General features: G+C 44.7%; 23 protein-coding genes and 1 pseudogene. 15 read left to right on the top strand and 9 right to left on the bottom strand.

The window, feature by feature from the left end; genetic code table 11:
• Positions 1-171 precede the first annotated feature (171 nt).
• The gene (locus P9687_RS04805; protein WP_061086853.1) at positions 172-1152 is read right to left on the bottom strand and encodes a hypothetical protein; all 981 of its coding nucleotides are present in this window, start codon (positions 1150-1152) and stop codon (positions 172-174) included.
• Between the two features lie 636 nt (positions 1153-1788).
• On the opposite strand from P9687_RS04805, the gene P9687_RS04800 reads away from it, so the two are divergent.
• The 6 genes from P9687_RS04800 to P9687_RS04775 all read left to right on the top strand — a co-directional run bounded on the left by P9687_RS04800 (position 1789) and on the right by P9687_RS04775 (position 6356).
• Positions 1789-2019, top strand: coding sequence for a hypothetical protein (locus P9687_RS04800; protein ID WP_014097412.1), 231 nt, complete (start codon positions 1789-1791; stop codon positions 2017-2019).
• A gap of 420 nt (positions 2020-2439) precedes the next feature.
• On the top strand, positions 2440-3243 hold the full coding sequence (locus P9687_RS04795; RefSeq protein WP_035189487.1) for an SGNH/GDSL hydrolase family protein: 804 nt from the start codon (positions 2440-2442) through the stop codon (positions 3241-3243).
• Positions 3240-4151: an ABC transporter ATP-binding protein gene (locus P9687_RS04790; RefSeq protein WP_035189488.1), complete on the top strand. Its 912-nt coding sequence runs from the start codon at positions 3240-3242 to the stop codon at positions 4149-4151. Before P9687_RS04795 ends, P9687_RS04790 begins: the two co-directional genes overlap by 4 nt.
• A complete protein-coding gene (locus P9687_RS04785; RefSeq protein ID WP_035189491.1) occupies positions 4148-5128 on the top strand; it encodes an ABC transporter permease subunit in 981 nt (326 codons plus the stop codon). Before P9687_RS04790 ends, P9687_RS04785 begins: the two co-directional genes overlap by 4 nt.
• 118 nt (positions 5129-5246) lie before the next feature.
• On the top strand, positions 5247-5780 hold the full coding sequence (locus P9687_RS04780) for a DUF6241 domain-containing protein (RefSeq protein ID WP_017551797.1): 534 nt from the start codon (positions 5247-5249) through the stop codon (positions 5778-5780).
• 18 nt (positions 5781-5798) lie between these two features.
• Positions 5799-6356 (top strand): NADPH-dependent FMN reductase, encoded by a 558-nt coding sequence (locus P9687_RS04775; RefSeq protein ID WP_017551798.1) that lies wholly within the window; start codon positions 5799-5801, stop codon positions 6354-6356.
• A gap of 260 nt (positions 6357-6616) precedes the next feature.
• Here P9687_RS04775 and pflA read toward each other — a convergent pair whose 3' ends face one another.
• Both pflA and pflB read right to left on the bottom strand, forming a co-directional pair.
• A complete protein-coding gene (pflA, locus tag P9687_RS04770; RefSeq protein WP_017551799.1) occupies positions 6617-7354 on the bottom strand; it encodes a pyruvate formate-lyase-activating protein in 738 nt (245 codons plus the stop codon).
• A gap of 89 nt (positions 7355-7443) precedes the next feature.
• A complete protein-coding gene (gene pflB / locus P9687_RS04765; protein WP_017551800.1) occupies positions 7444-9708 on the bottom strand; it encodes a formate C-acetyltransferase in 2265 nt (754 codons plus the stop codon).
• A 378-nt stretch (positions 9709-10086) separates the two neighbouring features.
• On the opposite strand from pflB, the gene P9687_RS04760 reads away from it, so the two are divergent.
• Complete coding sequence (locus P9687_RS04760; RefSeq protein WP_017551801.1) at positions 10087-11247, top strand: iron-containing alcohol dehydrogenase; 1161 nt, start codon at positions 10087-10089, stop codon at positions 11245-11247.
• A gap of 365 nt (positions 11248-11612) precedes the next feature.
• Here P9687_RS04760 and P9687_RS04755 read toward each other — a convergent pair whose 3' ends face one another.
• On the bottom strand, positions 11613-11864 hold the full coding sequence (locus tag P9687_RS04755) for a hypothetical protein (protein ID WP_142010184.1): 252 nt from the start codon (positions 11862-11864) through the stop codon (positions 11613-11615).
• Positions 11865-12010: 146 nt separating this feature from the next.
• Between P9687_RS04755 and P9687_RS04750 the strand changes: the two are divergent.
• Together P9687_RS04750 and P9687_RS04745 are read left to right on the top strand one after the other, a co-directional pair.
• Positions 12011-13060 (top strand): annotated as a pseudogene (locus P9687_RS04750) (IS630 family transposase).
• A gap of 667 nt (positions 13061-13727) precedes the next feature.
• Positions 13728-14564 (top strand): formate/nitrite transporter family protein, encoded by an 837-nt coding sequence (locus P9687_RS04745; protein WP_026683951.1) that lies wholly within the window; start codon positions 13728-13730, stop codon positions 14562-14564.
• Between the two features lie 62 nt (positions 14565-14626).
• On the opposite strand, the gene P9687_RS04740 is transcribed toward P9687_RS04745, so the two are convergent.
• From P9687_RS04740 to P9687_RS04730, 3 genes are read right to left on the bottom strand one after another with little or no spacing between them, the layout of a single operon-like run.
• The gene (locus P9687_RS04740; protein ID WP_061565103.1) at positions 14627-15364 is read right to left on the bottom strand and encodes an amino acid ABC transporter ATP-binding protein; all 738 of its coding nucleotides are present in this window, start codon (positions 15362-15364) and stop codon (positions 14627-14629) included.
• A 12-nt stretch (positions 15365-15376) separates the two neighbouring features.
• Positions 15377-16069, bottom strand: coding sequence for an amino acid ABC transporter permease (locus tag P9687_RS04735; RefSeq protein WP_014097423.1), 693 nt, complete (start codon positions 16067-16069; stop codon positions 15377-15379).
• Entirely contained in the window at positions 16056-16853 is a 798-nt protein-coding gene (locus P9687_RS04730) for an amino acid ABC transporter substrate-binding protein (protein ID WP_014097424.1), read from the bottom strand. The genes P9687_RS04735 and P9687_RS04730 overlap by 14 nt, the downstream gene beginning before the upstream one ends.
• A gap of 150 nt (positions 16854-17003) precedes the next feature.
• Here P9687_RS04730 and P9687_RS04725 point away from each other — a divergent pair, with 150 nt between their 5' ends.
• Complete coding sequence (locus P9687_RS04725) at positions 17004-17861, top strand: proline iminopeptidase-family hydrolase (RefSeq protein WP_014097425.1); 858 nt, start codon at positions 17004-17006, stop codon at positions 17859-17861.
• A gap of 8 nt (positions 17862-17869) precedes the next feature.
• On the opposite strand, the gene P9687_RS04720 is transcribed toward P9687_RS04725, so the two are convergent.
• Positions 17870-18334 carry a ferritin-like domain-containing protein gene (locus tag P9687_RS04720; RefSeq protein WP_014097426.1) on the bottom strand — a complete coding sequence of 155 codons (465 nt, stop codon included), beginning with the start codon at positions 18332-18334 and terminating at the stop codon, positions 17870-17872.
• Between the two features lie 172 nt (positions 18335-18506).
• Between P9687_RS04720 and P9687_RS04715 the strand changes: the two genes are divergently transcribed.
• Positions 18507-19436 (top strand): manganese-dependent inorganic pyrophosphatase, encoded by a 930-nt coding sequence (locus P9687_RS04715; protein WP_017551344.1) that lies wholly within the window; start codon positions 18507-18509, stop codon positions 19434-19436.
• A 329-nt stretch (positions 19437-19765) separates the two neighbouring features.
• Here P9687_RS04715 and P9687_RS04710 read toward each other — a convergent pair whose 3' ends face one another.
• Positions 19766-20389 (bottom strand): MarC family protein, encoded by a 624-nt coding sequence (locus tag P9687_RS04710; RefSeq protein WP_017551342.1) that lies wholly within the window; start codon positions 20387-20389, stop codon positions 19766-19768.
• A gap of 370 nt (positions 20390-20759) precedes the next feature.
• On the opposite strand from P9687_RS04710, the gene queG reads away from it, so the two are divergent.
• The 4 genes from queG to P9687_RS04690 all read left to right on the top strand — a co-directional run bounded on the left by queG (position 20760) and on the right by P9687_RS04690 (position 26151).
• Positions 20760-21890 carry a tRNA epoxyqueuosine(34) reductase QueG gene (gene queG / locus P9687_RS04705; RefSeq protein ID WP_035189499.1) on the top strand — a complete coding sequence of 377 codons (1131 nt, stop codon included), beginning with the start codon at positions 20760-20762 and terminating at the stop codon, positions 21888-21890.
• 320 nt (positions 21891-22210) lie between these two features.
• A complete protein-coding gene (locus P9687_RS04700; protein WP_019721276.1) occupies positions 22211-23092 on the top strand; it encodes an amidase domain-containing protein in 882 nt (293 codons plus the stop codon).
• A 35-nt stretch (positions 23093-23127) separates the two neighbouring features.
• Positions 23128-23601 carry a tRNA (uridine(34)/cytosine(34)/5-carboxymethylaminomethyluridine(34)-2'-O)-methyltransferase TrmL gene (gene trmL, locus P9687_RS04695; protein WP_026104609.1) on the top strand — a complete coding sequence of 158 codons (474 nt, stop codon included), beginning with the start codon at positions 23128-23130 and terminating at the stop codon, positions 23599-23601.
• 654 nt (positions 23602-24255) lie between these two features.
• On the top strand, positions 24256-26151 hold the full coding sequence (locus P9687_RS04690) for a PrkA family serine protein kinase (protein WP_014097432.1): 1896 nt from the start codon (positions 24256-24258) through the stop codon (positions 26149-26151).
• Positions 26152-26526 lie beyond the last annotated feature (375 nt).

The following is a 26526-nucleotide window of genomic DNA, read 5'->3' as shown; positions in this document are numbered from 1 at the left end:
GTTTTAAAAAAATTTAATAGATAAAAAAGGAACTGACGTTTGCAGTAAAAATCACTTAACATAGCATTTTTTTATCCATTTTTATATTCAATGGTAATTTTTGTAGCGCCAGTATTCTACATCCCGGCTATTCGTTTGATTTTCTAATTAGCCCAAATTCTTCAGGAAAAATTATTCTTCAATTCGAGTTAACTTCACTTCAACTTTAAATCGATCCGGATTTTTTTCCAAAACTGCGATGAACCGTTTTAAGTCTTGAAAGATAATAAATCCTTCTGTTTCATTTTCATAATTCATCGTAAAGGACTCCGGTTTTTCATTATTTTCTTCATTTTCTGTTGCGTCACGTTCAGCTATCTTTTCTGTTTCTTCAACGGCAACTTGGTTATTTGAAGATAATAAGTTATTAATCAACATTTTCATTTCCTTAAACTCACTCATCAGTTGGTCAACACGTTCATCCCCTGCATTTCCAGCTGGTTCTTGTCCGGATTCCACAGCAGCCGGCGTAAAATCTTTTATATTCTCCTGTGCTTTATCTTTCTTATATTCATCTATCCACCCGTTTTTGAGGGCTAATTTTTTCAGATTGTGTTTATAATTATGAACGGAAGAATCTCGTTTCCCCCAAATTTTTGCAATTGATTGGGCGTTCCATTTTTCTGTATATTCGGATATAAGCAGCCATTGATCTTTTTTTGGAAGCTTTTTTAAATCATTAAATGGAATCACTTGGTTTGGATCAGCGTCCGGTTTTGAGTGCGGAATTGTCCGTTTCTTCTTCATTTCAAGTCCTAAATCAGTCAACAATTGATAGTACACCTCTTCTTCAATACCTAATGCTTCTATTATTTCATTCTCTGAATAGGTCTCCCTCCATTTCGTTAAAATTTCCGTTTGTCGTTCTTTCGGATGCGATTTTAAATCTTCGTAGGTCATTAAACTTGTAAACATATTGTACACCTTTACCTTTCCTGATTTTTTATATAACTTTTTTTCTTTCCCTCTTAATAAGTCACTGGCAAAATAAATTTTTCCTATCTCGTGTTTGACTCCCTTTCCCTTTTTTGCATAAGCTCCATAAGAACTAATCTTCTTTTCTTTGATTTCTGCATAATATGTTTGCTTTATGTCATTATGCGTATTTAGCACCGGTCTACCTCCTTTGCATAAATTTGAAAATCGCTTTTCATTCCATATTCTTTCTATAAAATAATTACAGTGTTGGGTTGATGTTGGAGAATTTTCAGTTATTTTTAAGGGACTTTGTTCTATTATTGCTGTCTTGATCTTCAGGGACGATTTCTCCTCCTGCCAGTTGTTTAAGGTACATAAAATTCTTTTTTGAGTTCCAATTTTATACATGATATTCCAATTTACCTACTTATTCCTTTAAGCTGTCTACTAATTAACGGACTATCTATATTATACTAGATCCTATGTATATTATCTACATTGAATGAAAATTTCATCACTAATTTGATAAGCTTTTTTGTCAAAGAAAACATCATCTTTTTATATAAGTTGGACTAAACATTACTTTTTCATGTGTCGCCAAAAGCAATGTCCCTGATCATAATTGATTTTGACGCGAAAAGAGCGCGTACCGGTGGTCGGGTGTCGAATGTATCTTCTAAACCAACAATTTATCAAGATTTTTGTTTACCTTTGTGTAAAATTTGCGCAAAAATTATTGAAAGCCATTACAAATGTCCCTTTTTCTCTTATAGACGTTTTTGGTAAAATTAAGTTATTGATTGAAGAATACTAAATATAGGAGTGACGGCAATGCTTTTGTTTTTTGGTAAGTTTATCTTGCTTTATTTGTTTCTTTCAATTGCATTTGCCTTATTCAAAGTGCTGTATTACAATATCGGCAAAAAATTCGTTTCTAAGACGGCTGATGGAACAATATTGCATTGGGCTTTAAGTGTTTTTGTTAAAAACGGTACGAAAATGGATAGTAATGATTACTTTGTTATGGCTGTTTTGGCGGCTTTATTTGCGATTTACTTGTAAAAAACTCCCAGAATCCACGATATACCAGCAGTTTTTTTATTTTGTTGGATATTCATTATTCTTACAAAATTCTTTAATCTTATTATGGTTTTTTGAAAACTTTTTCCACGCTTTTTGATCCCTTTTTAAACACTGTTGGGCAACACCAGCCAATCCCGCTGTCGCCGGTTCATAATTCTATATCCGCTTTCCTTTACAGTACTTGGCAACTTGCACTGTTTCGTCTCCGTAAAACCCATCAGCGCTGTATTTTGGGAGAGAGCTCGCAGCAATCAAACATTTCTGCAGCGTGTTACCTGGAAACCGGACAACGCTTTTTTTAGAATGGACCCTGTGCATTTATTTAAAGCACGCGATTTTAAAAAGTCGGCTTCCTTTGCTATCCTTTAAGTTATAAACAGGAAAGAAAGGAATAGCGAAATGAAAAAGCATTTAATTTCCGCCATCTCTATTGTTTCTGCCGTGTCAGCCTTGTTGTTTCTGGCCGGCCTGTGGATGGTGTTTGAAGACCAGCAGACGAAAGCAACAGGCGTAAAGACGGAAACTGCCAGAACCGGCAATAACACGTCAAAAGCGGGTGGTACGAAACAAATCACGATTACAGCAATCGGCGACTCGCTGACAAGGGGAACGGGAGATACAGCAGGAAAGGGATATGCGGGTTATGTTGCGGATCGTTTAAAGAAAAAAACGAAGAAGGCTGTTCTGCTCCAAAACAATGGCATCAAAGGGCTTACATCAAGCGGGCTGCTTGAGCAGATCAAACAGCCGCAAATCAAACGCGAACTCAAGAGCGCGGATATCATTTTGCTGACCATCGGCGGCAATGATTTGTTTGCGGGCGGGGAGGCGCTTGACCATTTGAATACCGCCTATATCGAAAAGCTGGAAAAGCCTTATTTGGCCAATTTAAAACAGATCTACGCAGGGATCCGGGCGGTGAACAAAACGGCAATCGTCTATCATGTCGGGCTGTATAATCCTTTTATTGACTTGTCCGAGGCGAAAACGACATCTGCGATCGTCAGAAAATGGAACTTTGATTCTGCTTCTGTCGCGTCTGACTTTCCAAAAATCATCTATGTGCCGACGTTTGACCTTTTTGAACAAAATGTAAACGACTATTTATACAGTGACAAATTCCATCCGAATACGGCCGGTTATCAACTGATCGGAGAGCGTGTTGCTTCCCTGATCCATTATCGGGAGGAGAAAGCGAAATGACGACGATTCCCGCACTTAAGGTTATCGATGTCCATAAAAAAATTGGCAGGAAAGAAATCATCAAAGGCATCAGTTTTGAAGTGATGCCGGGAGAGGTATTCGGATTTCTCGGGCCGAACGGGGCAGGGAAGACAACAACGATTCGGATGCTGACAGGTCTGATCCGCCCGACTTTGGGAAAAATTTTGATCGGCGGAAAAAACGTACGGACCGAGTTTACGGAAGCCATGAAAAATCTCGGTTGCATTGTCGAAAATCCGGAGATGTACCCGTTTTTGACCGGGTATGAAAATCTTGCCTATTTTGCACGGATGGATCCGTCCATTCAGAGAAACAGGCTGGATGAGGTGGCGGCGCTCGTTGGCTTAACTGGCCGGATCCATGATAAAGTAAAAACATACTCTCTCGGCATGCGGCAAAGGCTTGGCATTGCCCAGGCACTCCTTGGGAACCCGAAGCTTTTGATTCTTGATGAACCGACAAACGGGCTTGACCCGGCAGGCATCCGGGAAATGCGCGAATTTATCCGGTCGCTTGCCGAAAAAGCGCATTTAAGCGTCCTTGTTTCTTCGCATTTGTTAAGCGAAGTGCAGCTGATGTGCGACAAAGTGGCCATTATCCATAACGGCCAGGTGATTCGGACCGGGAATGTACATGAGCTGCTTTCCGAAAAAGCGCGTACCTTTTGGAAAGTTGCGCCAATAGAGAAAGCACGCACCTTGCTTCAGGCGGAGACACAGGTGGCAGAAGGAGAAGATGGCCTCCTCGTGACCCCTTATGATGAAGAAAAAAATGCTTTATGGAACGAAATGCTCGTTCAAAACGGGGTCCGGGTGAAAGAAATGAAGGCCGTGCTGCCGGCGCTTGAAGATTTGTTTTTGGAACTGACAGGGGGCAGGAAAAAATGATCCAACTCATATACAATGAACAGCTGAAGCTTTGGAAGAAAAAGCGGATTCTTGTCATTATCTTGATTATCGCCTGCCTTGTTCCCATTTTTACCTACGCGCAGTACAAAGAATCGAAAGCGCTGCAGGAAAAAATCGGGACAACCGACTGGCGGGTTAAGCTCCAGAAACAAATTGTCGATACGCAAAACCGGCTCGGATCGGCAAGCCTTTCTGATGATTTTAAAAAATATTTGCGTATCACATTGAGTCAGGAACAATATTATCTCAACCACAACATCAATCCGAACGCGCCGGGTGCCCCGACGTTTATGCGGGTATTTATTGAAAATGCGATCGGCATGCTTTTGCCGCTGTTCGTCATGGTGGCGGCAAGCGATATCGTGTCTGCTGAGGCGGGCAGCGGGACAATCAAATTATTGCTGACGCGCCCTGTGAAAAGATGGCGCATCCTGCTTAGCAAGTACATTGCCATGCTGCTGTCCGTTTCGTTTATTTTGCTGTGCACTGCCGTATTCACCTATGGTATTTCCGGACTGGTATTCGGCTACCACGGCTGGAACATGCCCATACTTACCGGTTTTACGATAAAAGGGGACGAGCTCCTTACATCACATGTGCATGCTGTTTCGCAATGGAAATATTTGCTCATGGCGTTTGGCCTTGCCTGGTTTGTCGGCGTCGTTTCAGGCAGCCTCACATTTATGCTTTCTGTCTTGTTGCGCAGCACGGCCGCCGTAATGGGGATTATGCTGTCCTCATTGATTGCCGGCGCCATTTTGACCAATATGGTATCGGCATGGCCAAGCGCAAAATATTTGTTTATGGTGAATTTGCAGCTGACAAATTATCTCAATGGTACAAGCCCGCCTGTTGCAGGCATGACGCTCGGATTTTCGGTTGCTGTGCTGCTTGTGTGGCTTTTTCTCTCGCTCGTGGTTTCTTTTGTTGTGTTTACAAAACGGGATGTTTATTAAGAAAAACGGAATTCCGCCAATTTCCGGTAAAATTTTTTCGCTGCATTAATACAATGATAAAGCAGGATTTTTTACGGGGCAGCACGAATTTCGTATGATAAGCAAAGGGGGAGATGCTGTGTTTCAACGGTTTGTCGTTGGGATGGGGATTGCTGTGTTTATGTTTATTGCAGGTGTCACTTATTTTTACTTTAACAAAGGAGAAGCGATTGCAACGGAGGCAGCACCTTCGAAAAAACCGGCTGCAGAGGAAGAGACGGCTGCAAAAGCGGTTATACAGGAAAGCTTCTGCCAGAAGACGCCTGAGCGCAAACTTTCGGCATACAAAAGCATGAGCGAAGAAGCATTGGTGCAGGAAGTACATAATATGACGCATCAAAAAGTGGCGGCAAATGAAAAATGGGGAGCTTCCGAAATCACAAAAGAAAAGGTGGACGCCCTGTATTCGGCAATTAGCAATCAAACTTTTGCGGATACAGAACTGCAGGATATGCTGCTCGGTATATTAAAACCGTGGAAAAAAGGCGATTTCAGCAATGCGGTGAAGGCCCATAATGAGATTTGGGCCTACCAGAAAGGCAACATCGGAAAAGCGGAGCGGCGGCTGACGCCTTCTGAAGAAGCGGCATATATTAAGGAAAATTTCAAATGACATCAGGAAGTGGAAACGGTGAAAATTTTAGGTATATCCGGCTCGCTTACCGGTGAGAAGACCTCCATTGGTGTATATGAGGTGCTTATGGCAATTAAAGCGGAAGATCCGGAAGCGGAAACTGAACTGCTCGATTTAAAAGATTATGAAGTGGAGTTTGCAAGAGGGTTTCCACTTTCTTATTACAATGATGATACGATTGCGGCCGTTAATAAAATGCTTGAAGCGGATATCCTTGTTTTTGGCTCGCCAATTTACCAGGCGTCCATTACAGGCGCTTTGAAAAATTTGCTCGACCATTTGCACCGCGATGCTTTTCAGTCCAAAGTATGCGGCATTGTGATGAACGGCGGCTCGGACAAACATTTTCTTGTTGCTGAATACCAGCTGAAACCGGTGTTAACCTTTTTAAAGGCCACCTGTGCGGTCCGCAATGTTTTTATCCACAATGATGATTTTAATGAGGACAATGAAATCATCAATGCCGATATCCAGGCACGCATCCGAAAGCTTGCGCATGAACTGTTGCAATTGAGAAAAGCTTTCTCCGGAGGCAATCCTGGAAATTTGGGATGATGTACTTTTGCCTAGTGCCGTGGCCGTTGCGCATGGGCGATAGTGGATCATCAGCGAAGCTTAGGTAGACGTGCTCTAGGCGAAGGAAGGCGACCATTTTGCCGTTTATCTTGCCGTATGACGCGTTACCAGCAAAAGGATAAAAAACCCCGGGGCAATTTTTCAGGGGAGAGGAGCTCTAAGTTTTTCCGCTTTCTTAACATTGTATCGTTCTTTTAGGCGGAATAAAAAAGTGCCGGCGGACAGCCGGCGCTTTTTCTTTACTGCAATTCCCTTTTTAAAATCTGTTCCGCATGTGCAACTTGTTCTTTTGTCGGCGGTTCGACACCTTTGAGGGGATAGTCGATGCCGAGCGCCTCGTATTTGTAGACGCCTAACTTATGGTACGGAAGGATTTCGATTTTTTCGACGTTTGGCAGCGAATGGATAAAATCAGATGTTTTTTGCAAATCTTCTTCTGAATCGACGCCGGGAACGAGCACATGGCGGATCCAGACCGGAATATGCTTGTCAGCGAGATACCGGGCGAAATCGAGAATATGCTCATTTGACATGCCGGTCAGCCATTTATGCTTTTCCGGGTCAATATGCTTGATGTCCAATAATACAAGATTTGTATATTTCATCAATTCATCCAGTTTTTCCATAAACCGGGAACTGCGCGAGAAACATCCGCCCGCTGTGTCAATGGCAGTATGGACGCCAATTTCTTTGCACGCTTTAAACAATTCGATCAGAAAATCGAGGTGCAAAAGCGGTTCACCGCCGCTCACTGTAATGCCACCGCCGGAAGCTTCAATAAAAGGCAGGTAATCGCGCACATCGCTCATAATCTCTTCGACGCTCATTTCATTGCCTTCATTGATTTTCCATGTATCTGGGTTGTGGCAGAATTTGCAGCGCAGCGGGCAGCCTTGCGTAAATACGACATAGCGGATGCCGGGCCCGTCGACTGTGCCAAACGATTCAGTGGAATGAATGCGCGTTGTCATGTTCATCTCAATCAAATCCTTCTATATAGATTCCCCATAAGTTAAGTGTTTAATAGGGGGGAGGGGGCACGCAGGTGCATGCCGCCCGAATCAGTTTACATCATTTCATGGAACGTGCGGTTAATGACTTCAAGTTGTTGTTCCCTTGTCAATTTAATGAAGTTTACCGCATATCCCGATACACGGATCGTCAATTGCGGATATTTTTCCGGATGATCCATCGCATCCAGCAATGTTTCGCGATGCAGGACGTTGACGTTTAAGTGGTGCGCTTTTTTCGCCATATAGCCGTCCAGCATGCCGTCCAGGTTGGAGACCTGTGTTTCTTCTTCGTGTCCGAGCGCTTCCGGGACAATCGAGAAAGTGTTGGAAATGCCGTCAAGCGAATATTTATAAGGCAGTTTCGCAACAGATGTCAACGATGCGACTGCGCCGTGCGAATCGCGGCCGTGCATCGGGTTTGCGCCAGGGGCGAACGGTTCGCCTGCTTTCCGGCCGTCCGGTGTGCTTCCTGTTTTCTTGCCGTATACAACGTTCGATGTAATTGTCAGGATCGAAGAAGTATGGACAGCGTTCCGGTAAGTCGGATATTTTTGCAGTTTTTGCATAAACGACTTGACGAGATTGACGGCAATTTGGTCGACGCGGTCATCGTTGTTGCCGTATTTCGGATAATCGCCTTCGACTTCATAGTCAACGGCAAGGCCATCTTCGTCACGGATGACTTTTACTTTCGCATATTTGATGGCGCTTAGAGAGTCGGCCGCAACAGACAAGCCGGCAACGCCGCAAGCCATCGTGCGCAGTACATTGCGGTCATGCAATGCCATTTCAAGCCGTTCGTAGCTGTATTTGTCATGCATATAATGAATGATGTTCAAAGCATTGATATAAACGCCTGCAAGCCAGTCTAGCATCCGATCGTATTTTTCCATGACTTCATCGTAATCGAGATATTCCGATGTGATCGGCTGGAACGGAGGTGCGACTTGCATTTTATACCGTTCATCAACGCCGCCGTTAATCGCATACAGCAAAGCTTTTGCCAGGTTGGCGCGGGCGCCGAAGAATTGCATTTGTTTGCCGATCCGCATCGCCGATACACAGCAGGCAATGCCATAATCATCGCCGTATTCTTCACGCATTAAGTCATCGTTTTCATATTGGATGGCGCTTGTCTTGATCGACATTTTCGCGCAATATTGTTTCCATTTATCCGGCAGTTTCGTCGACCAGAGCACGGTCAGGTTCGGTTCCGGCGCAGGGCCGAGATTATCAAGCGTGTTCAGGAAGCGGAACGAGTTTTTCGTAACGAGTGTACGGCCGTCCAAAGCCATGCCGCCGATCGATTCTGTTACCCATGTCGGGTCGCCGCTGAACAGTTCATTATAGTCTTCCGTCCGTGCAAATTTGACGAGGCGGAGTTTCATGACAAAGTGGTCGACGAGTTCTTGTGCTTCCCGTTCAGTCAGGACGCCGTTTTTCAAATCTCTTTCAATATAAATGTCAAGGAAAGTGGATGTGCGCCCAAGACTCATGGCCGCGCCATTTTGTTCTTTAATGGCAGCCAGATACGCGAAATACAGCCATTGGAAAGCTTCGTGTGCGTTTGAAGCCGGTTCGGAAATATCGAATCCGTAGCTTTGTGCCATTTGTTTCAATTCTTGCAATGCACGAATTTGTTCCGAATGTTCTTCACGTTCACGGATGACTTCTTCTGTCATCAAGCCGCAGCCGATTAAATCGAGATCTTTTTTCTTTTGCTCAATTAAATAATCTACACCGTAAAGGGCAACGCGCCGGTAGTCGCCGATAATGCGGCCGCGGCCGTAAGCATCCGGAAGGCCTGTTACAATGCCGGCATGCCGTGCAGCTTTGATTTCCGGTGTGTAGGCATCGAATACACCTTGGTTATGGGTTTTCCGCCATTCTGTAAAAATATGTTTGATTTCCGGATCAATTTCATAGCCGTAAGATTTTAAGGCACTTTCTGCCATCCGGATTCCGCCAAACGGCATCATCGAACGTTTGAACGGTTTATCGGTTTGGAAACCGACAATTTTTTCAAGTTCTTTGTTTAAATAGCCCGGGCCATGCGATGTAATGGTAGATACAATTTTCGTATCCATATCCAGGACGCCGCCTTTTTCGCGTTCCTGTTTCGACAGTTCCATGACCTGATCCCATAATTTTAAAGTGGCTTCAGTCGGGCCGGCAAGAAAGCTTTCATCGCCTTCGTAAGGGGTTACATTTTTCAGAATAAAGTCCCTTACATCGATTTCTTTTTGCCAGTTTCCTCCTTTGAAGCCTTCCCATTGTTTTTTGGAGAGCGTTGCTTTTGTCAGTAATTGTTCAGTCATTTTAAATGGCCTCCTTTAAGCCTATTAATGAGCTGCCTTCAGAATTGGATGTTTGTTTGTTAAATAGTGAACATTTCTTATTACGCTTTCATTTTAGCATGGTCGATTTTAAAAAGATAGTGATAGCGTTCACATTTTGGGGCCAAAAAAAACAGTTGTCAAAGAATGTTCAAAACATTTGGCCGTAGATATATAATAGAAAAATGCGATGAAAGCGTGTTATAACACAAATTGATCAGTTTTTCACATGATTATTTTTCTTGGGGAGAGTTTGTGATTTGGTAACATGCTCAATATTTCACAAAATTGGCACAGCCAGATGAAAGCGTTTGCGTTATATTTTTCATGTAAGCAGTTACATAAAAGGAGTGGGGAAAGATGTTAACAGGATTACGTACTGATTTTCAAATGCCTTCCGTAAACTTGTTTGGACAGGGGACGGCAGAAGAAATTGGAAACAGGCTGAAAAATCTTGGGTGTCGCAGACCGCTGATTGTAACCGATGAAGGGCTCCACCAACTGGGGTATTCCGAAAAAATTGCAGCCTATATAAAAGAAGCCGGCCTGGAAGTGGCGATCTATCCGAAGGCTGAACCAAATCCGACAGACAAAAATGTGGAAGACGGGTTAAAAACCTATCATGAAGAAAATTGCGATTCAATCGTTTCACTTGGCGGCGGGAGCGCGCATGACTGTGCAAAAGGGATCGGGCTCGTTGCGGCCAATGGGGGCAAAATCCATGATTATGAAGGGCTGGACCGTTCTGAAAAACCAATGGTGCCGCTCGTTGCAATTAATACAACAGCCGGGACTGCCAGCGAAATGACAAAATTTACGATTATTACCGATACGAGTCGGAAAGTGAAAATGGCGATTGTAGATAAACATGTGACACCGGTTTTGTCCATTAATGATCCATTATTAATGGTCGGGATGCCGCCGTCTTTAACTGCGGCAACGGGGCTTGACGCTTTGACCCATGCAGTGGAAGCGTATGTTTCAACTGCGGCCACACCGGTAACAGATGCATGCGCCATTAAAGCGATCCAAATTATTCCGCAATATTTGCCAAAGGCTGTTGCAAACGGCAATGATATGGAAGCGCGTGAACAAATGGTATATGCGCAGTATTTGGCAGGCATGGCGTTTAATAATGCATCTTTGGGCTATGTCCACGCGATTGCGCACCAGTTCGGCGGTTTCTATAACTTGCCGCACGGCGTTTGCAATGCGATTTTGCTCCCGCATGTGTGCCGTTTCAATCTGATTGCGCGGAAAGAAAGATTTGCAGAAATTGCCGTTGCACTGGGTGAGAAGACGGATGGCCTGAGCGTCGACGAAGCGGCGGAAAAAGCCATTACAGCAATAGAAAGGTTGGCAGCACAGCTGAACATTCCGAAAGGCTTTAAAGAACTCGGGGCTAAAGAAGAAGATATCGAAATCCTCGCCCAGCATGCGATGCAGGACGCGTGCGCAGCCACAAACCCGCGCAAACCAACACAAAAAGAAGTGGAAGCGATTATAAAAGCAGCGATGTAAGGAAGAAGACGGAGGGGAATTTGAGTAAACTGGCACCTGCAGGCTGGGCACTTTTTCCAAGTGTCCGGCCTGCAGGTATTTTTTGTCTATACCTTTTTTCAAAAGACAGGCGTCCATGTCGCGACGGAAAAAACAGCTGGCGCAAATTTTCCGGATTGCAACCACCGCCCGCAATGCATACCAGGTTCTGGGCAAGTGGAAGATGAGCCTGTTGGATTGGAGAGGGACGAAAAAAATCCCCTTTAGAAGAACCATACGAGAGATTCAAAGCAAATGGCTCCCTGATGGTTTACCTAGGAGGGGTTACGTAAAATTAGACAAAGCGACAAGCACACAAATCGTACGTTCATCGCCCGTTTTGGAATTTATGATTTGCTCAGCGGTTGTAGCAAAATAACGTAATTTTGGTATTCATTTGAGAAACCTTTATGGATTTCTAATATTTCCTGATTTTTAAGGTTCAATTTAATTTGTCTTTGGTTTTTCTTTTCAAATGAATAAGATTGACGGATAGTACTATCTGATGAGGTGATTTGTACAAATGGTTTTCGGTTATGCGTTTTTTCATGGTCAACAAAAGACAATCTATATTTTCCTTCTTGCAGTTGTTTTCCCACTCTGTAATAACCGGAATGTTGAATGAAGTAATCTCCATTCTTATCTTTTTTTAATCTATATAAAACGAATTAATCATTTTTGCTCACTTCCTCGGTCCTTTTTTGGGTATATAGATTGTAACTATCCTAAAAAGGGCGGAGAAAAAATGTTGAATCAAGAACTTGAACAATTGCGAAACGCTATGCAAAACACAAGGGATAAACATCTTTATGAGCGTTATCTCTCTGTGCTGTTACATTTAGAAGGCCGGACTTATCCAGAAATTGCTAAGATTATAGGACGTACCCGGCAAACGGTCATGAATTACTGTCATGCTTATGAAGAAGGAGGAATCTCCAGCCTTCAAATGAAAAAACCAACAGGTAAACCTGAGAAATTAACGGAAGATCAACAAAAGCAGTTGGCCGAAACCATTATAAACAAAACCCCTGCAGAAGTTGGGTTCGAAGCAAAATACACTTGGACGCTCCCGTTAATCGCCGATTGGATCCAGCGTGAATTTCAACAGTCGTATACCCCAAGGGGCGTTTCTAAAATGTTACACCGGCTTGGGTTTAGCTATACAAAGGCCACATATACTTTGGCAAAAGCAGATCCTGAAGAGCAAAAAGCATTCAAAGAAGTCACTTTCCTAAAGCTAAAACAGCAACTGGAGAATGGGATCATCGATCACCTGTTATTCGAAGATGAGGCATTCATCCGTGCTTATCAGGCTCTGCAGTATAACTGGTTCCCAAAAGGACAGCAGCGAAAAATCAAAACATACGGCCAGCATAAGGGTGCAAAGCTGTTCGCTGCCATAAACTATGAAACCGGCGAAATTACGCACTATGAAGAAGAAAAAAGTAATTCCTTGGCCTTTAGACGTTTTGTAGAACTCATTTTAAGTAAATACCCGCAAGGTAAAATTGTAATGGTTTTGGACAACAGCAAAGTGCATCAATCACAATTTATCAAGGATTTCCTGAAAGAAAATCCACGAATGGAATTTGTTTTTCTTCCTAAATACAGCCCTGAGTAGAACCCAGTGGAAGGATTATGGAAGTGGCTAAAGCAAGATGTCGTAAACAACGTCTTTTTCAGCAAATTTTACCAAATTCGCTCCCACGTGGCGGAATTTATGAAACAAGCCAGCCAAAAGAGCCAAGAAGTCATTGACCGGCTGCTTGTTAGATTAGAGCTGTCAAAAACTTAAGTTCATCTTATATAGTATCTTTTCTGAACAGTATTTTTTGATTCCGATTTTATTAACGACTACATTTCTGTATCCCAATTTATAATCCAATATGGCATCGTCCGAAAAAGCAATCAAGAAATAAATTGGCAAAAACCAAATTAAGACGATTTGTGCTCCATGCGCTCTGCTTGAGCCTGTCAGGAAAAATGCAAAAGCAGGATCCCACTTATCACCAAACTGGATTTGGTTGATAAGTAATTGTATGATTTCCACACAAGGAATGAATAAAATAAGGAGAAGACAAACCAAACTGAGTTTATTATGTAGTATTCGATAAGAATGACTTTGCAGCATTTGTACCCTCCGCAATTTTCCGTTCAATTAATTTTTTTCTATATCCTTCCTCAAATCTTCTCTTTCTGTAACTTATTTTAATGAAAAAGGACTTTAATAGCAATACTTTTTTGTTAAATATGAATATTATATACATATAATATTTTCTCGGATTTTGGCTTGTAAAATAGGGCAGCTCTGACGGCCTATCAATAGTCTTTTCTCGTGTAATCGCTTCATAAACGTTCAAAATATATACAAACACAAACAGGGAAAAAGGGGATATGATAGAAAGGCAGTTGTTTGTGATATGATTCACAATTAAACATTTTTCATGTTGGAGATGGTGTTTATGTACGAGGCCGTTGAATCTGTTGTTCAAATGGCATTAAATAAGAAAAAATATCTGGAAGAATCCTTGCTTCGTTATGTGACAAAAGCAGCGTTGGCAAGTATGTTCATCGGTTTTGCCATTATAATATGTTACCGTCTTGCTGAGCCGTTTTTTGATGCGAAGTCTCCGGTTACTTCCTTTATGGCTTCAATATTTTTTGGCGCAGCGCTTGTGCTTATTATGTTTGGCGGCGGCGAGCTTTTTACCGGCAATACGATGATGATGACAATGAGCACGGTAAAAAAAGCGACAACTTGGAAAGATGCGCTCACAAACTGGGTGGCAACGTATGCCGGAAATTTGATCGGTGCGGCGATTTTCGCGCTGTTTATCCATTACAGCGGACTCTATGCGGATTCGGATAACAGCCAGTTTTTAATGTCGGTTGTTGGTGGGAAAATTAGCCTGACGACGGCCCAAATGTTTTTCCGTTCGATTCTTTGTAACTGGCTTGTTTGTTTAGGGTTCTGGGTTCCGATAAACGTAAAGGGAGACGGGGCTAAAATCGCTTCGATGATGCTGCTCGTGTTTGGCTTCGTCATTTCAGGCTACGAACACAGCATTGCCAATATGGTGCTGTTCTCGCTGGCACTTGCCGCACCACACCCGGATACCATTACACTCGTGGGCATTTTGCACAACCTTGGTGTGGTAACGCTCGGCAATATGATTGGCGGCGGCGTCTTTGTCGGTGCCATGTACGCCTTCTTAACATCAAAGAAAAAAGAAAAAGTGCCGGTTGCTGTTGTTGACACACACACCGTATCCCCTTTTTCGGCTGAAAAAATCAAGTAATATAAAACGAGCTGCCTGATAGAGGGCAGCTCGTTTTATATCGAAAAACCTGATCCGTTTCATTAGCTTTGAATCAGCTGCAGGAATTGCTTGGTCCGTGCGTTTTTTGGATGATGGAATACTTCTTCCGGTTTGCCTTGCTCCAGGATGACACCGCCATCCATGAAAATCACCTTGTCTGCAACTTCGCGGGCAAACCGCATTTCGTGTGTGACAACGGCCATTGTCATCCCTTCTTCAGCAAGCTCCTTCATCACATTTAGCACGCCGCTCACAAGTTCCGGGTCCAGTGCGGATGTCGGTTCGTCAAACAGCATTACTTCCGGCTCCATCGCAAGCGCCCGCGCAATCCCGGCGCGCTGCTGCTGACCGCCGGAAAGGCTTGCCGGATACGCATCTTTTTTATCAAGCAGGCCTACCTTTTCCAGCAGCATTTCAGCTTTTTTTACTGCATCCTGGCGGTTTTTCCTTTTTACAATGATAGGCCCCTCAATCACATTTTCGAGAACCGTTTTATGCGGGAAAAGATTGTACTGTTGGAAAACCATGCCGGATTTTTGCCGCAAAGCCGCGCGTTCTTTTTTATTGGGATGTTGGGAAAAGTCAACGGATACATCACCGATCTGTACTCTGCCTTGATTTGGGATTTCAAGGGCATTCATACAGCGGAGCAGCGTGGTTTTACCAGAACCGGATGGGCCGATGATGACGATCACTTTCCCTTTTTCAATGGTTAAGTCAATGCCTTTCAGCACTTCAAGGTTGCCGAATTGTTTATGTAACCCTTCTATTCGAATCATACAGGTCCCTCCTTACTTGCTGATGTATTTATCAAAACGGCCTTCCAACTTTTGCTGGATTATTGAGAGAATCAAACAAATCACCCAGTACAAAAAGGCCGCTTCGACATACAGCAGCATAAATTGATAAGTGGTGGAGGCAATTTCCTGGGCTTTACGGAACAGATCGGCCACCAAAATCAAGGAAGCAAGAGACGTATCCTTCACGAGACTGATAAACGTATTAGAAAGTGGCGGTACCGATACGCGGACGGCCTGTGGGAGTACAATTCTTCTCAAAGCCTGTGAATAGTTCATCCCGATCGAATAGGCTGCTTCCCATTGTCCCTTTGGAATCGACAAAATCGCTGCCCTGATAATTTCTGATGCATACGCGCCGACATTGAGCGAAAAGCCGATAATGGCGGCTGGAAAAGAACCAATGGTAATGTGCACAGACGGCAGCCCGTAAAAAATGATAAATAATTGCACAAGCAACGGGGTTCCGCGGATTGCTGAGACATAGATTCGGGCAATCCATTCCAGTATTTTAATACCGGAAATTCGTGCCAGCGCCGTGGCAAGTGCCAGCACAAGACCGATACAGAAAGTGATGATCGTTAATGGAATCGTATAATGCAAAGCTCCCTTCAGCATCGACAGAAGGGAACTTTGCACCAAATGCAGCTGGTTGCTGCTGATAAACGCAAGGTTATTGGGAAACATCTTCACCAAACCATTTCTTTGAAATTTTTGTTAGTGTGCCGTCTTTTTTCATATCTTTTAAAGCATCATTTACTTTGTCTGTCAATTTCCCTGAATGTTTCCGGAACAAAAGAGCGGATTTGCTGGCATCGTTTGCGGTGGCGGCAACTTTAATGGCAGCATTCGGTTTTTGCTTTTTGTAATCCAGATAAGTTAGGGAATCATTGACCGTTGCATCCACACGGTTTGAAGTCAAAAGCTGGATCGCTTGGTTAAAGCCTTCCACACTTACAATATTGGCACCATTTTTCTTGGCAATAGTGGCAAAGTTGCTTGTAAGCGATTGGGCTGATTTTTTGCCTTTTAAATCAGCAAAGGACTTGATGTTCGTATTGTCTTTGCGTACAAGGACAACGGCTTTTGAAATCGTATATGGTGTGGAAAAATCATATTTTTTCTGGCGGTCTGCGCGGATCCCGACTTGGTTTGCGATCATATCAAACCGTTTGGAATTGAGCCCGGCAAACATGGCATCCCACTGGGTTTCTTTAAATTCGGCTTTTAATCCGAGCCGTTTTGCAACTTCTTTTGCAACATCAATATCGTAGCCTGTTAATTTTCCGTTTTTATGGAAAGAAAATGGCGGATATGTTCCTTCTGTCCCGATCAAAAGGACGCCTTTTGATTTGATCTGGCCGTATAAGTCATTGGATTTTGAAGCGTTCTGGTTGTCCGTATTTTTTCCGCATGCCGTTAACGCAAGCAGCAAGCAAAACACGGCCAGCCATTTGATGTATTTTCTCATGTTGTCAACTCCCTTTTTATTATCTTTACAGTCTACAGCTATGCTTTAACCAGCATTTTGTATTGTAAACAAAGGGGTAAAAAATATCCAGAAAAAAGGCTTTGTATAGTAAAATATGGATGAGGGAAAGCGAAAGGTGGTTAACCCAATATGGCAGAAGGATATGTGAAAGTCACGGGAGGGAATGTCTTTTACAAAATAACGGGCACCGGAAGCAAAACGCCGCTTATCGTATTGCACGGCGGGCCTGGTGGGACACATATGCCGTTTTTTGCCCTTGAAGCACTCGGGGATGAACGGCCGGTTGTCTTTTACGACCAGCTCGGTTCCGGAAGATCAGACCACCCGGATGACCCCTTACTCTGGACAATTGACAGATTCACAGAGGAGCTTGCCCGGCTTCGTGAGGCACTTGCATTGGATAAAGTCCACATCCTCGGCCATTCGTGGGGAACAATGCTTGCGGCAAACTATTTGCTGAAGCAGCCGGCAGGGGTAAAAAGCGTTATATTTTCCGGGCCATGCCTGAGCGCTCCACAGTGGAAAGAGGATCAGGATGAACACCGGAAACAGCTGCCGCCCGATGTCCAGGAAATTTTGGCGCGTTCAGAACGCGAGGGGCGGACATCCTCTCCGGAATACAAAGAGGCAATGAAAGTTTTCTATAAAAAATTTGTCAACCGTCTTGAAGAAAAGCCGGCCGTCTTGCAATCGGAATTTGCCCGTCCGAATGAAGAAGTATACTTGACGATGTGGGGGCCGTCAGAATTTTACCCGTCCGGCAATTTGAAAACATTTGACGTAACAGGCCGCCTGCATGAGATCAGGCTGCCTGCCTTATTTACCTGCGGGCGTTACGATGAAGCCAGGCCGGAAACAACGAGGGCCTATAGCCGGCTCATACCGGGGGCAAAATTCCATATGTTTGAAAACAGCTCACACCAGCCGTACCTTGAAGAGCCCCATGAATTTGTGCGGGTGATCCGGGAATTTTTGGCAGGTGTTTGAGCGCACGGTCAGCGGATATTGATGAGCAGATAAAGAAACCAGACGGCGTGATGCTGTTCGTCTCTTGCCGCTTCAAGAAACGCTTGCTTCATGGCAGGGCTATTTGCGGAACGCGCCAATTCTCTGTAAAAATCGACCGTGTTTTGTTCGTCTTTCACGGCAAATTCAAGCCCTCCTTTGTAAGTGGAAGGGCAGGCTTCGCTGATTTGCGGCTGCGGCCTTCTGCCTGTGAGGTTCGTGTAAAACTGCGAAAATGTCTGGAAATGGCGAATCTCATCATCACGGATTTCCATAATGATGTTACGGGCTTCAGCAGACGGGGCTCTCCTTGCGATTTGCTCGTAGCAGGCGATGGCACTATATTCGCCGTTTATTGCCTGGATTAGATTGGCGAGCCATACTGCCTGCTGGTTCCCGGCGTCAGGCTGTGTGTTTCTCAAACCGGCATGATCATCAAACGGATGGACAAACATTGGATTCCCTCCTCACTTTCAACCGGTATATCGTATGATGGGCAAAAGCGGATCGTTCCGATTTTTTCTGATCCATCCAGCGGACAATGTTTAAAAATTTTCCCGAAATGTTTTATAATAGGAATGTCTATGCCAGATTTCCTTCATATTTTTTTAGAAAAGGAGCAAAGAAATGGAAAAAGTACTTGTTTTCGGCCATAAAAACCCGGATACGGATGCGATTTGTTCAGCGATTGCCTATGCAGCGTTAAAAACAAAATTGGGCGTTGACGCGGAGGCGGTCCGGTTAGGAGAATTGAGCAATGAAACGAAATTCGCATTGGAAACATTCCACATGGAAGCGCCGCGCCTCGTTCAAACGGTTGCAAACGAAGTGGAAAATGTCATTCTTGTGGACCATAATGAACGCCAGCAAAGCGCGGACGACATTGACAGCGTGCGGGTCCTTGAAGTCATTGACCACCATCGCATCGCCAATTTTGAAACGAGCGACCCGCTCTATTACCGTGCGGAACCGGTCGGCTGTACAGCAACGATTTTAAATAAACTTTACAAAGAGAATGGGGTTGAAATCAGTAAAGAAATAGCTGGCCTGATGCTTTCTGCGATCATCTCCGACTCGCTTTTGTTTAAATCCCCGACTTGCACGGAAGAAGATGTGAAGGCAGCGAAAGAACTGGCTGAAATTGCCGGTGTGGATGCAGATACATACGGCCTTGAAATGCTGAAAGCCGGCGCGGATTTAAGTGACAAAACGGTGGAACAGCTGATTACACTTGACTCCAAAGAATTTGATATGGCTGGCCATAAAGTGGTGATTGCCCAGGTAAATGCCGTTGATACAAATGACGTGCTCGTGAAACAGGCGGAAATTGAACAGGCGATCCAAGCGCAGATTACAGACAGAGGGCTTGATTTGTTCCTGTTTGTTGTAACGGATATTTTAACAAACGATTCCGTCGCACTTGCACTCGGCAAATCGGCGGATATTGTGGAAAAAGCCTATAATGTCAAGCTGGAAAACAACACGGCCACTTTAAAAGGCGTTGTATCACGGAAAAAACAAATTGTTCCGGTTTTAACCGAATCCTTTCATAGCTGAAAAAACCGGTGCCGACACATGGCACCGGCTTTTTTCATTCCAAGAAACCGGAACAGGGCTTTCAGATACCCGTATGATCCTTGGGTATTGTGCTGCCTTTTCAAATTTTGGCTTGCGGAACCCCGCTGTTTCCGCAACCGGCACCGGTTTTTTCAACGGGGGATCGGAATGCGACTCAGATACCCGTATGATCCTTGGATATTGTGCTGCATTTTCAAATCTTGGCTTGCGGAATCCCCGCTGTTTCCGCAACCGGCACCGTTTTTTCAACCGGGGGACCAGAACGGGACGCAGATATCCATATGTTCCGTATATGGAAGCGGATTGTTTTACAGCTTCGGGAACAGCCCGTGGATGCCGCTTGCGATCATTTGAACCGCCATGACGGCAAGAATCAGCCCCATCAGCCTTGTTATAATGTTAAGGCCGCTTTGCCCGAGCTTGGAGATAATCGAAGATGAATAATAAAACAATACAAAGGTTAAAGCGAGCACAATGGTATAGCCGATTAAAACACTTGCCAGGTTTGGCAGGGAATGGGAAGACGTCTGCGCCATGACAGTTGCGATCGTCCCGGGCCCGGCCAGGATCGGGAGGGCAAGCGGTGTAATAGAGATGTCATCCCGGGCTTCAACTTCTTTCCGCTCATTCGGATGCGGGCTTTGCGATCTTGCATTTTTAGCGTGCAGCAGGCTGTAGGCAATCCCGAAGATTAAGATCCCCCCTGCAACGCGAAACGCATGAATCGTAATCCCGAAGACCTCGAACAATAATTTTCCAAGCAAAAGAAAAACCGTTAGTATGATAAAAGAAACAATGACCGCTTTGCGGGCGGTTTTCCGTTTATCCTTTAAGGAATATCCGCCGGTTAATGAAATGAAGATCGGAATATTCCCGATCGGATTCATCACCGCAAAAAAACCGAGCGAAAGTTTTATAATTTCGCCGAACAATTTCCACACCCCTTTTTGTTTATTTTTTTATTGCATTACCCTGTTGGTGGAAAATGTAACAGGGGTAACAGTTTTTTGATGGACGGATCCCCGCGTTTCTTTACAGAAGCGGATGTCTTTAATATAATGTTCATATCGTTTTGATGTATGTAAGAAGCAACGCAGTGTTTCACCCGGAAAGCGGGGGAGAATCCCTGCGTTTTTATTGTGACAATCATTTTTACAGTTGATGATGGCACGTTTTTAATGGCAGCAATACGCATATTGCCGCTTGTTGCCGTACAAAAAGTCCTCGTCATGCAAATTGGTGCTCGGGCTGAATGCAAATTAAGTTCATTTTATATAATTTGTTTTCCGGGGGAGGTGAATCATGGATACGGCCGAATTGAAAAAAGAAGTCATTGCCTTCAGCAAAACAATCGGAATCGACAAAATCGGGTTTGCTTCTCCAGACCCGTTTACGGAGTTGAAGCAGCGCCTGATCCGTCAACAGGAACTCGGCTACCAGTCCGGCTTTGAGGAAAAAGATATTGAAAAAAGGGTGAATCCTTCTTTAATTTTTGATTCGCCCCAGTCGATTATTGCCGTTGCGCTCGCCTACCCGTCCAAAATCAAGAATCCGCCGAAAGGGAAAAAAGGCGCACGCCGCGGGATCTTTTGCCGGGCTTCTTGGGGCGAGGACTATCACACCATCTTAAGGGACAAGCTTTCGAAACTGGAAGATTTTCTTAAAGAAAAAGTGGAAGGGGCCCGCTGCAAATCGATGGTCGATACAGGGGAACTCTCCGACCGGGCGGTAGCCGAGAGGGCCGGCATTGGCTGGAGCGGAAAAAATTGTTCGATCATCACACCGGAATTTGGTTCCTATGTGTACTTAGGCGAGATGATTACCAATATTCCGTTTGAACCGGATACACCTGTTGAGGACCAGTGCGGTGACTGCCGGAAATGCCTAGATGTCTGTCCGACCGGCGCGCTTGTTTCTGCCGGGCAGCTGAATGCCAAACGGTGCATCAGCTTTTTAACGCAGACAAAAGATTACTTGCCGGACGAGTTTAAAGGGAAAATCGGCAATCGCGTGTACGGTTGTGATTCGTGCCAGACAATCTGTCCGAAAAACAAAGGGATTGATTTTCATTTTCATGAGGAAATGGAGCCGGAACCGGAAGCGGCCAAGCCACTTCTGGAACCGATTCTCCGCCTCAGCAACCGCGCGTTTAAAGAACGGTTCGGCCATATGGCAGGATCGTGGCGCGGGAAAAAGCCGATCCAGCGAAACGCGATTATCGCGCTCGCCCATTTTAAGGAAGAAAGCGCAGTACCGGAGCTGATCCGAATTTTGCAGGAAGATCCGCGCCCGGTTATTCGCGGGACGGCAGGCTGGGCGCTTGGGAAAATCGGCGGGGAAGAAGCAAAAGCTGCACTTCTTTCCGCACGCGAACAGGAAGAAGATCCGGATGTCCGCAATGAAATCGAAAAAGGCCTTGCATTTTTTGATTAGACGCCCATCGCTGTGAACGCGGCACCAGCAGGAGAATGAAAATCAGCCGGCGCCTATTTTCAGGATCAACTTCGATGCTGTTTCTTTCGTGGAGACGGGCAAAAAATCGGCACATGGAACGGTACTGCGTCAAGAAAGCTCTAGGAATGTATCACGTTCCTTGATAACGGCTGCCGCTTTTTTATGTGCCAAAAGCAGCGCCAACGCAAATTTTCAGCAAAACAAAAGAATCTTTGCGTTTTCAAAAAGCACGAAAATATACAGATACTGATTTCCCCCGCTTTTTCATCATATAGTGATGAAGAGAGGGGGTTTTCTGATTGAAAGAACAAATCCAGGCACATCTTGAAAACAGGCTTGCTCACTTTACCGGGCGAGGAACAGAGCGGGAATTTGAAGATATTGAACGAAAAAAGACGGGGCTTTCAAATCGGGATGCCCGGATTGTAAAGGTGAAAGCGGAAGCAAAAGTAACCCGGGCTGACCAGGAGGGAAGCCACAGCTTTCTTTATTATACGGTGCATATGCAGTATATGATCAAACAAAAAGCGGCTTTTTACATTGAAGAAGCATTGGAGGAAAGAAAAGCATCTTTTTACGATGGAAGGCTTTATGAAGACGAAGAACTTGTGCCGGACATTCCGGAATGGCGCGGTCCTCTGCCGGATGATGAGGAGCAGAAAACTGGAGCAGCTGGCGGCGAACGGATCGCATACGTGTATGACCGCATGAAAGCTGTCCAGTATGCGGAAAAGTGGTGGAACCGTTTTAATCCGGCTTACAAATCGTTTACGGATGACTGCACGAACTATATCTCGCAATGCCTTCACGCCGGCGGGGCACCGATGCGCGGATACCCGGACAGGGCACAGGGCTGGTGGATGATGCACAATAACTGGAGTTACAGCTGGACGGTTGCACATTCGTTTAAGACATACCTGCAGTATTCTAAAACCGGTTTGCGCGCAAAGGAAGTTTCGTCACCGCAGGAGCTGAAGTACGGTGACGTCATTTGTATCGATTTCCAGGGGGACGGCCGGTTTGACCATACGCTCATTGTCACGGGTTATGATTATTACGGGATGCCGCTTGTGAATGCCCATACGACCAATAGCCGTAAACGGTACTGGACGTATGAAGACTCTTCCGCCTATACGCCGAATATCAAGTACAAGTTTTTTACCATTGAAGATGATAGTTGAGAAACGTGTTATAATAAGTCCCGAGGTGACAAATGTTGAGCTTGCATGTTGTATTGTACCAGCCGGAAATTCCCGCCAACACAGGCAATATTGCACGCACTTGCGCGGGGACCGGGACAACGCTCCATCTGATCCGCCCGCTCGGCTTTTCAACGGATGATAAAATGTTAAAAAGAGCCGGGCTGGATTATTGGAAGCATGTGAATATCGTCTATTATGATTCACTGGAAGAATTTTTTGAAAAAAATGCGGACGGCGAAGTATACTACATTGAGACGTTTGGCGAAAAGCCGTTTACGGATTTTGATTTCAGCGATCCGGACAAAAATTTATATTTCATGTTCGGCCGGGAAACCTCGGGGCTGCCGAATGACTTGATTGAAAAAAATAAGGACCGCTGCCTGCGTATTCCGATGACAGACAAAGTGCGGTCGCTTAACCTTTCCAATACTGCCGCCATCCTTGTATATGAAGCGTTGCGGCAGCAGCATTATCCAGGATTAAAATGACAAAGGGCCGGGCTGGTTCATCGCCCGGCCCTTTCGTGTGTGGAAGCGCCAATGCCGGAAATGGTCGGGATCATCCGGCCCGTGCTCACGAAAGATCCCGGTGAAAAATCCCTTCCGAATGTTTTAAGCTGCATTTTTTCTAGGCCTTGCCCGCTCAAAATCCCTGCCACACTGCCAGGCTGAATTTCCCCGGCCTTTCGTGTGTGGAAGCGCCAATGCCGGAAATGGTCGGGATCACCTGGCCTTTTGCCCACGGAAGATCCCCGGTGCAAAAAAATCTTTGAGCAGCATTTTAATACTCCGGCTCTTGCTCGCGGAAGTTTTCCCCTTTGTCTTCGTATCCAGCCGTGAAAATGGCGGACAAGAATGAAATCGCTACCAATATAATAAGGAACGTTTTCACTTCGATATCCTCCCTGTTTTTCCTTCTTTGCCCCTCATTATAGCCCATTTCACTGAAAGATGCACCTATTTTCAATTTTTGAACGTACCTTATCCACCAGAATCTCCCTAAACGAAATTTTTCCTATTCGTTTTTCGCGTTTATCGCTGTCCGTTCGTCCCGAATAAGGTTGTCTCTTTTTATCATGTTCCCTCGCTTGGGGGCATAGATTATATAAACGTCTCTTCAACAAGACTAAGGGGAGGTACGAAATGGATATTCTGAGGAAACTCACAAACTACCGTGAAGAAGAGGAAAAACTGAGATGGGAAGGAACGTTCAGGGAGTATCTTGACTTGCTAAAAGAAAAGCCATGGGTTGCACAATCCGCTCATTCCCGAGTTTACAATATGATTAAGGATGCCGGTGTGGAGGAAGTGGACGGAGTAAAAAAATACCGTTTTTTCAGCCATCAATTATTCGGTTTGGAAGAGGCGCTTGAAAAATTGGTGGAAGAATATTTCCACCCGGCTGCGAAAAGGCTGGATGTCAGAAAACGGATTTTATTGTTGATGGGACCTGTAAGCGGCGGAAAATCGACGCTTGTGACAATGTTAAAACGGGGCCTTGAAGCGTATTCGCGGACTGAACAGGGCGCTGTATTTGCCATCAAAGGCTGCCCAATGCATGAAGATCCGCTTCACTTGATTCCGCAACATTTGCGGGCGGATTTTTACGAGGAATACGGTATCCGGATTGAAGGCAATTTGTCTCCTTTGAATATGCTGCGGCTGGAGGAAGAGTATGGCGGAAGGATTGAAGACGTGCTCGTTGAAAGGATCTTTTTTTCCGAAGACAAGCGGACGGGGATCGGCACGTTCAGCCCGTCGGATCCGAAATCGCAGGATATCGCGGATCTAACCGGCAGCATTGATTTTTCGACCATTGCCGAGTACGGTTCCGAATCGGATCCGCGCGCTTACCGTTTCGACGGCGAACTGAACAAGGCCAACCGCGGCATTATGGAATTTCAGGAAATGCTCAAATGCGATGAGAAATTTCTCTGGCATCTGTTGTCGCTGACGCAGGAAGGAAATTTTAAAGCAGGCCGGTTTGCGCTGATTTCTGCTGATGAATTGATCATCGCGCACACGAATGAGACCGAATACCGCTCTTTTATTGCCAATAAGAAAAACGAAGCTTTGCACTCACGGATTATTGTCATGCCGGTTCCGTATAATTTGCGGGTAACCGAGGAAGAGAAAATTTATGAAAAAATGATCCGGGAAAGCGATGTGGCGGATATTCATATCGCTCCGCATACGCTGAAAGTTGCGGCGATGTTTACCATTTTAACAAGGTTGCGCGAACCGAAGCGGGCGGATATCGATTTGCTTAAGAAAATGCGCTTGTATGACGGGATGGCAGTAGAGGGGTACAATTCACAGGATGTAAAGGAACTGAAAAATGAATACCAGGATGAAGGCATGTTCGGGATTGATCCGCGCTATGTCATCAACCGTATTTCCTCTACAATCATCAAAAAAGAAATGAAATCCATCAATGCCCTCGATGTGCTTCTGTCATTGAAGGAAGGGCTTGACCAGCATCCGTCGATTACCCCGGAATTGAAAGAGAAGTATTTGAATTTCATTTCTTTAGCGCGGAAAGAATACGATGAAATTGCCAAAAAAGAAGTGCAGAAAGCATTTGTATATTCGTATGAAGAATCGGCGAAAACGCTGATGGACAATTATCTCGACAATGTAGAAGCATTCTGCAACAAAGTGAAGCTGCATGATCCTTTAACAGGCGAAGAAATTAATCCGGATGAAAAACTGATGCGGTCGATCGAAGAACAGATCGGCATTTCGGAAAATGCGAAGAAAGCGTTCCGGGAAGAAATCCTCATCCGCATTTCGGCTTATGCGAGAAAAGGGAAACGGTTTGATTATAATTCACACGACCGGCTCCGTGAAGCCATCCAGAAAAAATTGTTTGCGGATTTAAAAGACGTTGTCAAGATTACAACATCCACAAAAACGCCGGATGAACAGCAGTTGAAGAAGATCAATGAAGTGGTGGCGCGTTTAATTGATGATTACGGCTATAATTCCACATCGGCCAATGAACTGCTGCGCTATGTCGGGAGCTTGCTGAACCGGTAATCCGGCAGCCGGAAGCCGGGCGATATCAGCCCGGTTTTTTCCTTATCCGGCTTTAGCCTGTTTCTAAAAGAAAAATGTCAAATATTCTGCCTTATTGCATAAGATAGAGTAATCTTAAATGTGATGATCCAAGTTTTTAAACGCCAAAATAGCATATGTTAGGATATCCGGTATGGTGACGGCGAAATTCTCGGCAAATTTTTCAAAAAAGTCCTACGGTGTGATGTCAAGGGTTAAAAACAAGTGAATTGGAAATTTTGTTGGCTCTATGTCGTAAAAATGGCAATACTGAACTAAGCCTCCAGATAATTGGAATAATCTGGAAGTTTTCAAGTTCAGGCTATCGATGATGGTTACCTGGTTACCTCATCGCGT

It is taken from the genome of Weizmannia sp. CD-2023 (assembly GCF_036225245.1).
Classification (GTDB): domain Bacteria; phylum Bacillota; class Bacilli; order Bacillales; family Bacillaceae_C; genus Weizmannia; species Weizmannia faecalis.
Note: the sequence above shows the minus strand (reverse complement) of the source record. Positions and strands in the feature narration are given on the sequence as shown.

Bases quoted from the DNA above. Each gene is read 5' to 3' on its own strand.
- P9687_RS04800 (WP_014097412.1), top strand. From the start codon at position 1,789: ATGCTTTTGTTTTTTGGTAAGTTTATCTTGCTTTATTTGTTTCTTTCA.
- P9687_RS04795 (WP_035189487.1), top strand. From the start codon at position 2,440: ATGAAAAAGCATTTAATTTCCGCCATCTCTATTGTTTCTGCCGTGTCA.
- P9687_RS04790 (WP_035189488.1), top strand. From the start codon at position 3,240: ATGACGACGATTCCCGCACTTAAGGTTATCGATGTCCATAAAAAAATT.
- P9687_RS04785 (WP_035189491.1), top strand. From the start codon at position 4,148: ATGATCCAACTCATATACAATGAACAGCTGAAGCTTTGGAAGAAAAAG.
- pflA (WP_017551799.1), bottom strand. From the start codon at position 7,354: ATGAACATGACAACGCGCATTCATTCCACTGAATCGTTTGGCACAGTC.
- pflB (WP_017551800.1), bottom strand. From the start codon at position 9,708: ATGACTGAACAATTACTGACAAAAGCAACGCTCTCCAAAAAACAATGG.
- P9687_RS04760 (WP_017551801.1), top strand. From the start codon at position 10,087: ATGTTAACAGGATTACGTACTGATTTTCAAATGCCTTCCGTAAACTTG.
- P9687_RS04745 (WP_026683951.1), top strand. From the start codon at position 13,728: ATGTACGAGGCCGTTGAATCTGTTGTTCAAATGGCATTAAATAAGAAA.
- P9687_RS04740 (WP_061565103.1), bottom strand. From the start codon at position 15,364: ATGATTCGAATAGAAGGGTTACATAAACAATTCGGCAACCTTGAAGTG.
- P9687_RS04735 (WP_014097423.1), bottom strand. From the start codon at position 16,069: ATGTTTCCCAATAACCTTGCGTTTATCAGCAGCAACCAGCTGCATTTG.
- P9687_RS04730 (WP_014097424.1), bottom strand. From the start codon at position 16,853: ATGAGAAAATACATCAAATGGCTGGCCGTGTTTTGCTTGCTGCTTGCG.
- P9687_RS04725 (WP_014097425.1), top strand. From the start codon at position 17,004: ATGGCAGAAGGATATGTGAAAGTCACGGGAGGGAATGTCTTTTACAAA.
- P9687_RS04720 (WP_014097426.1), bottom strand. From the start codon at position 18,334: ATGTTTGTCCATCCGTTTGATGATCATGCCGGTTTGAGAAACACACAG.
- P9687_RS04715 (WP_017551344.1), top strand. From the start codon at position 18,507: ATGGAAAAAGTACTTGTTTTCGGCCATAAAAACCCGGATACGGATGCG.
- queG (WP_035189499.1), top strand. From the start codon at position 20,760: ATGGATACGGCCGAATTGAAAAAAGAAGTCATTGCCTTCAGCAAAACA.
- P9687_RS04690 (WP_014097432.1), top strand. From the start codon at position 24,256: ATGGATATTCTGAGGAAACTCACAAACTACCGTGAAGAAGAGGAAAAA.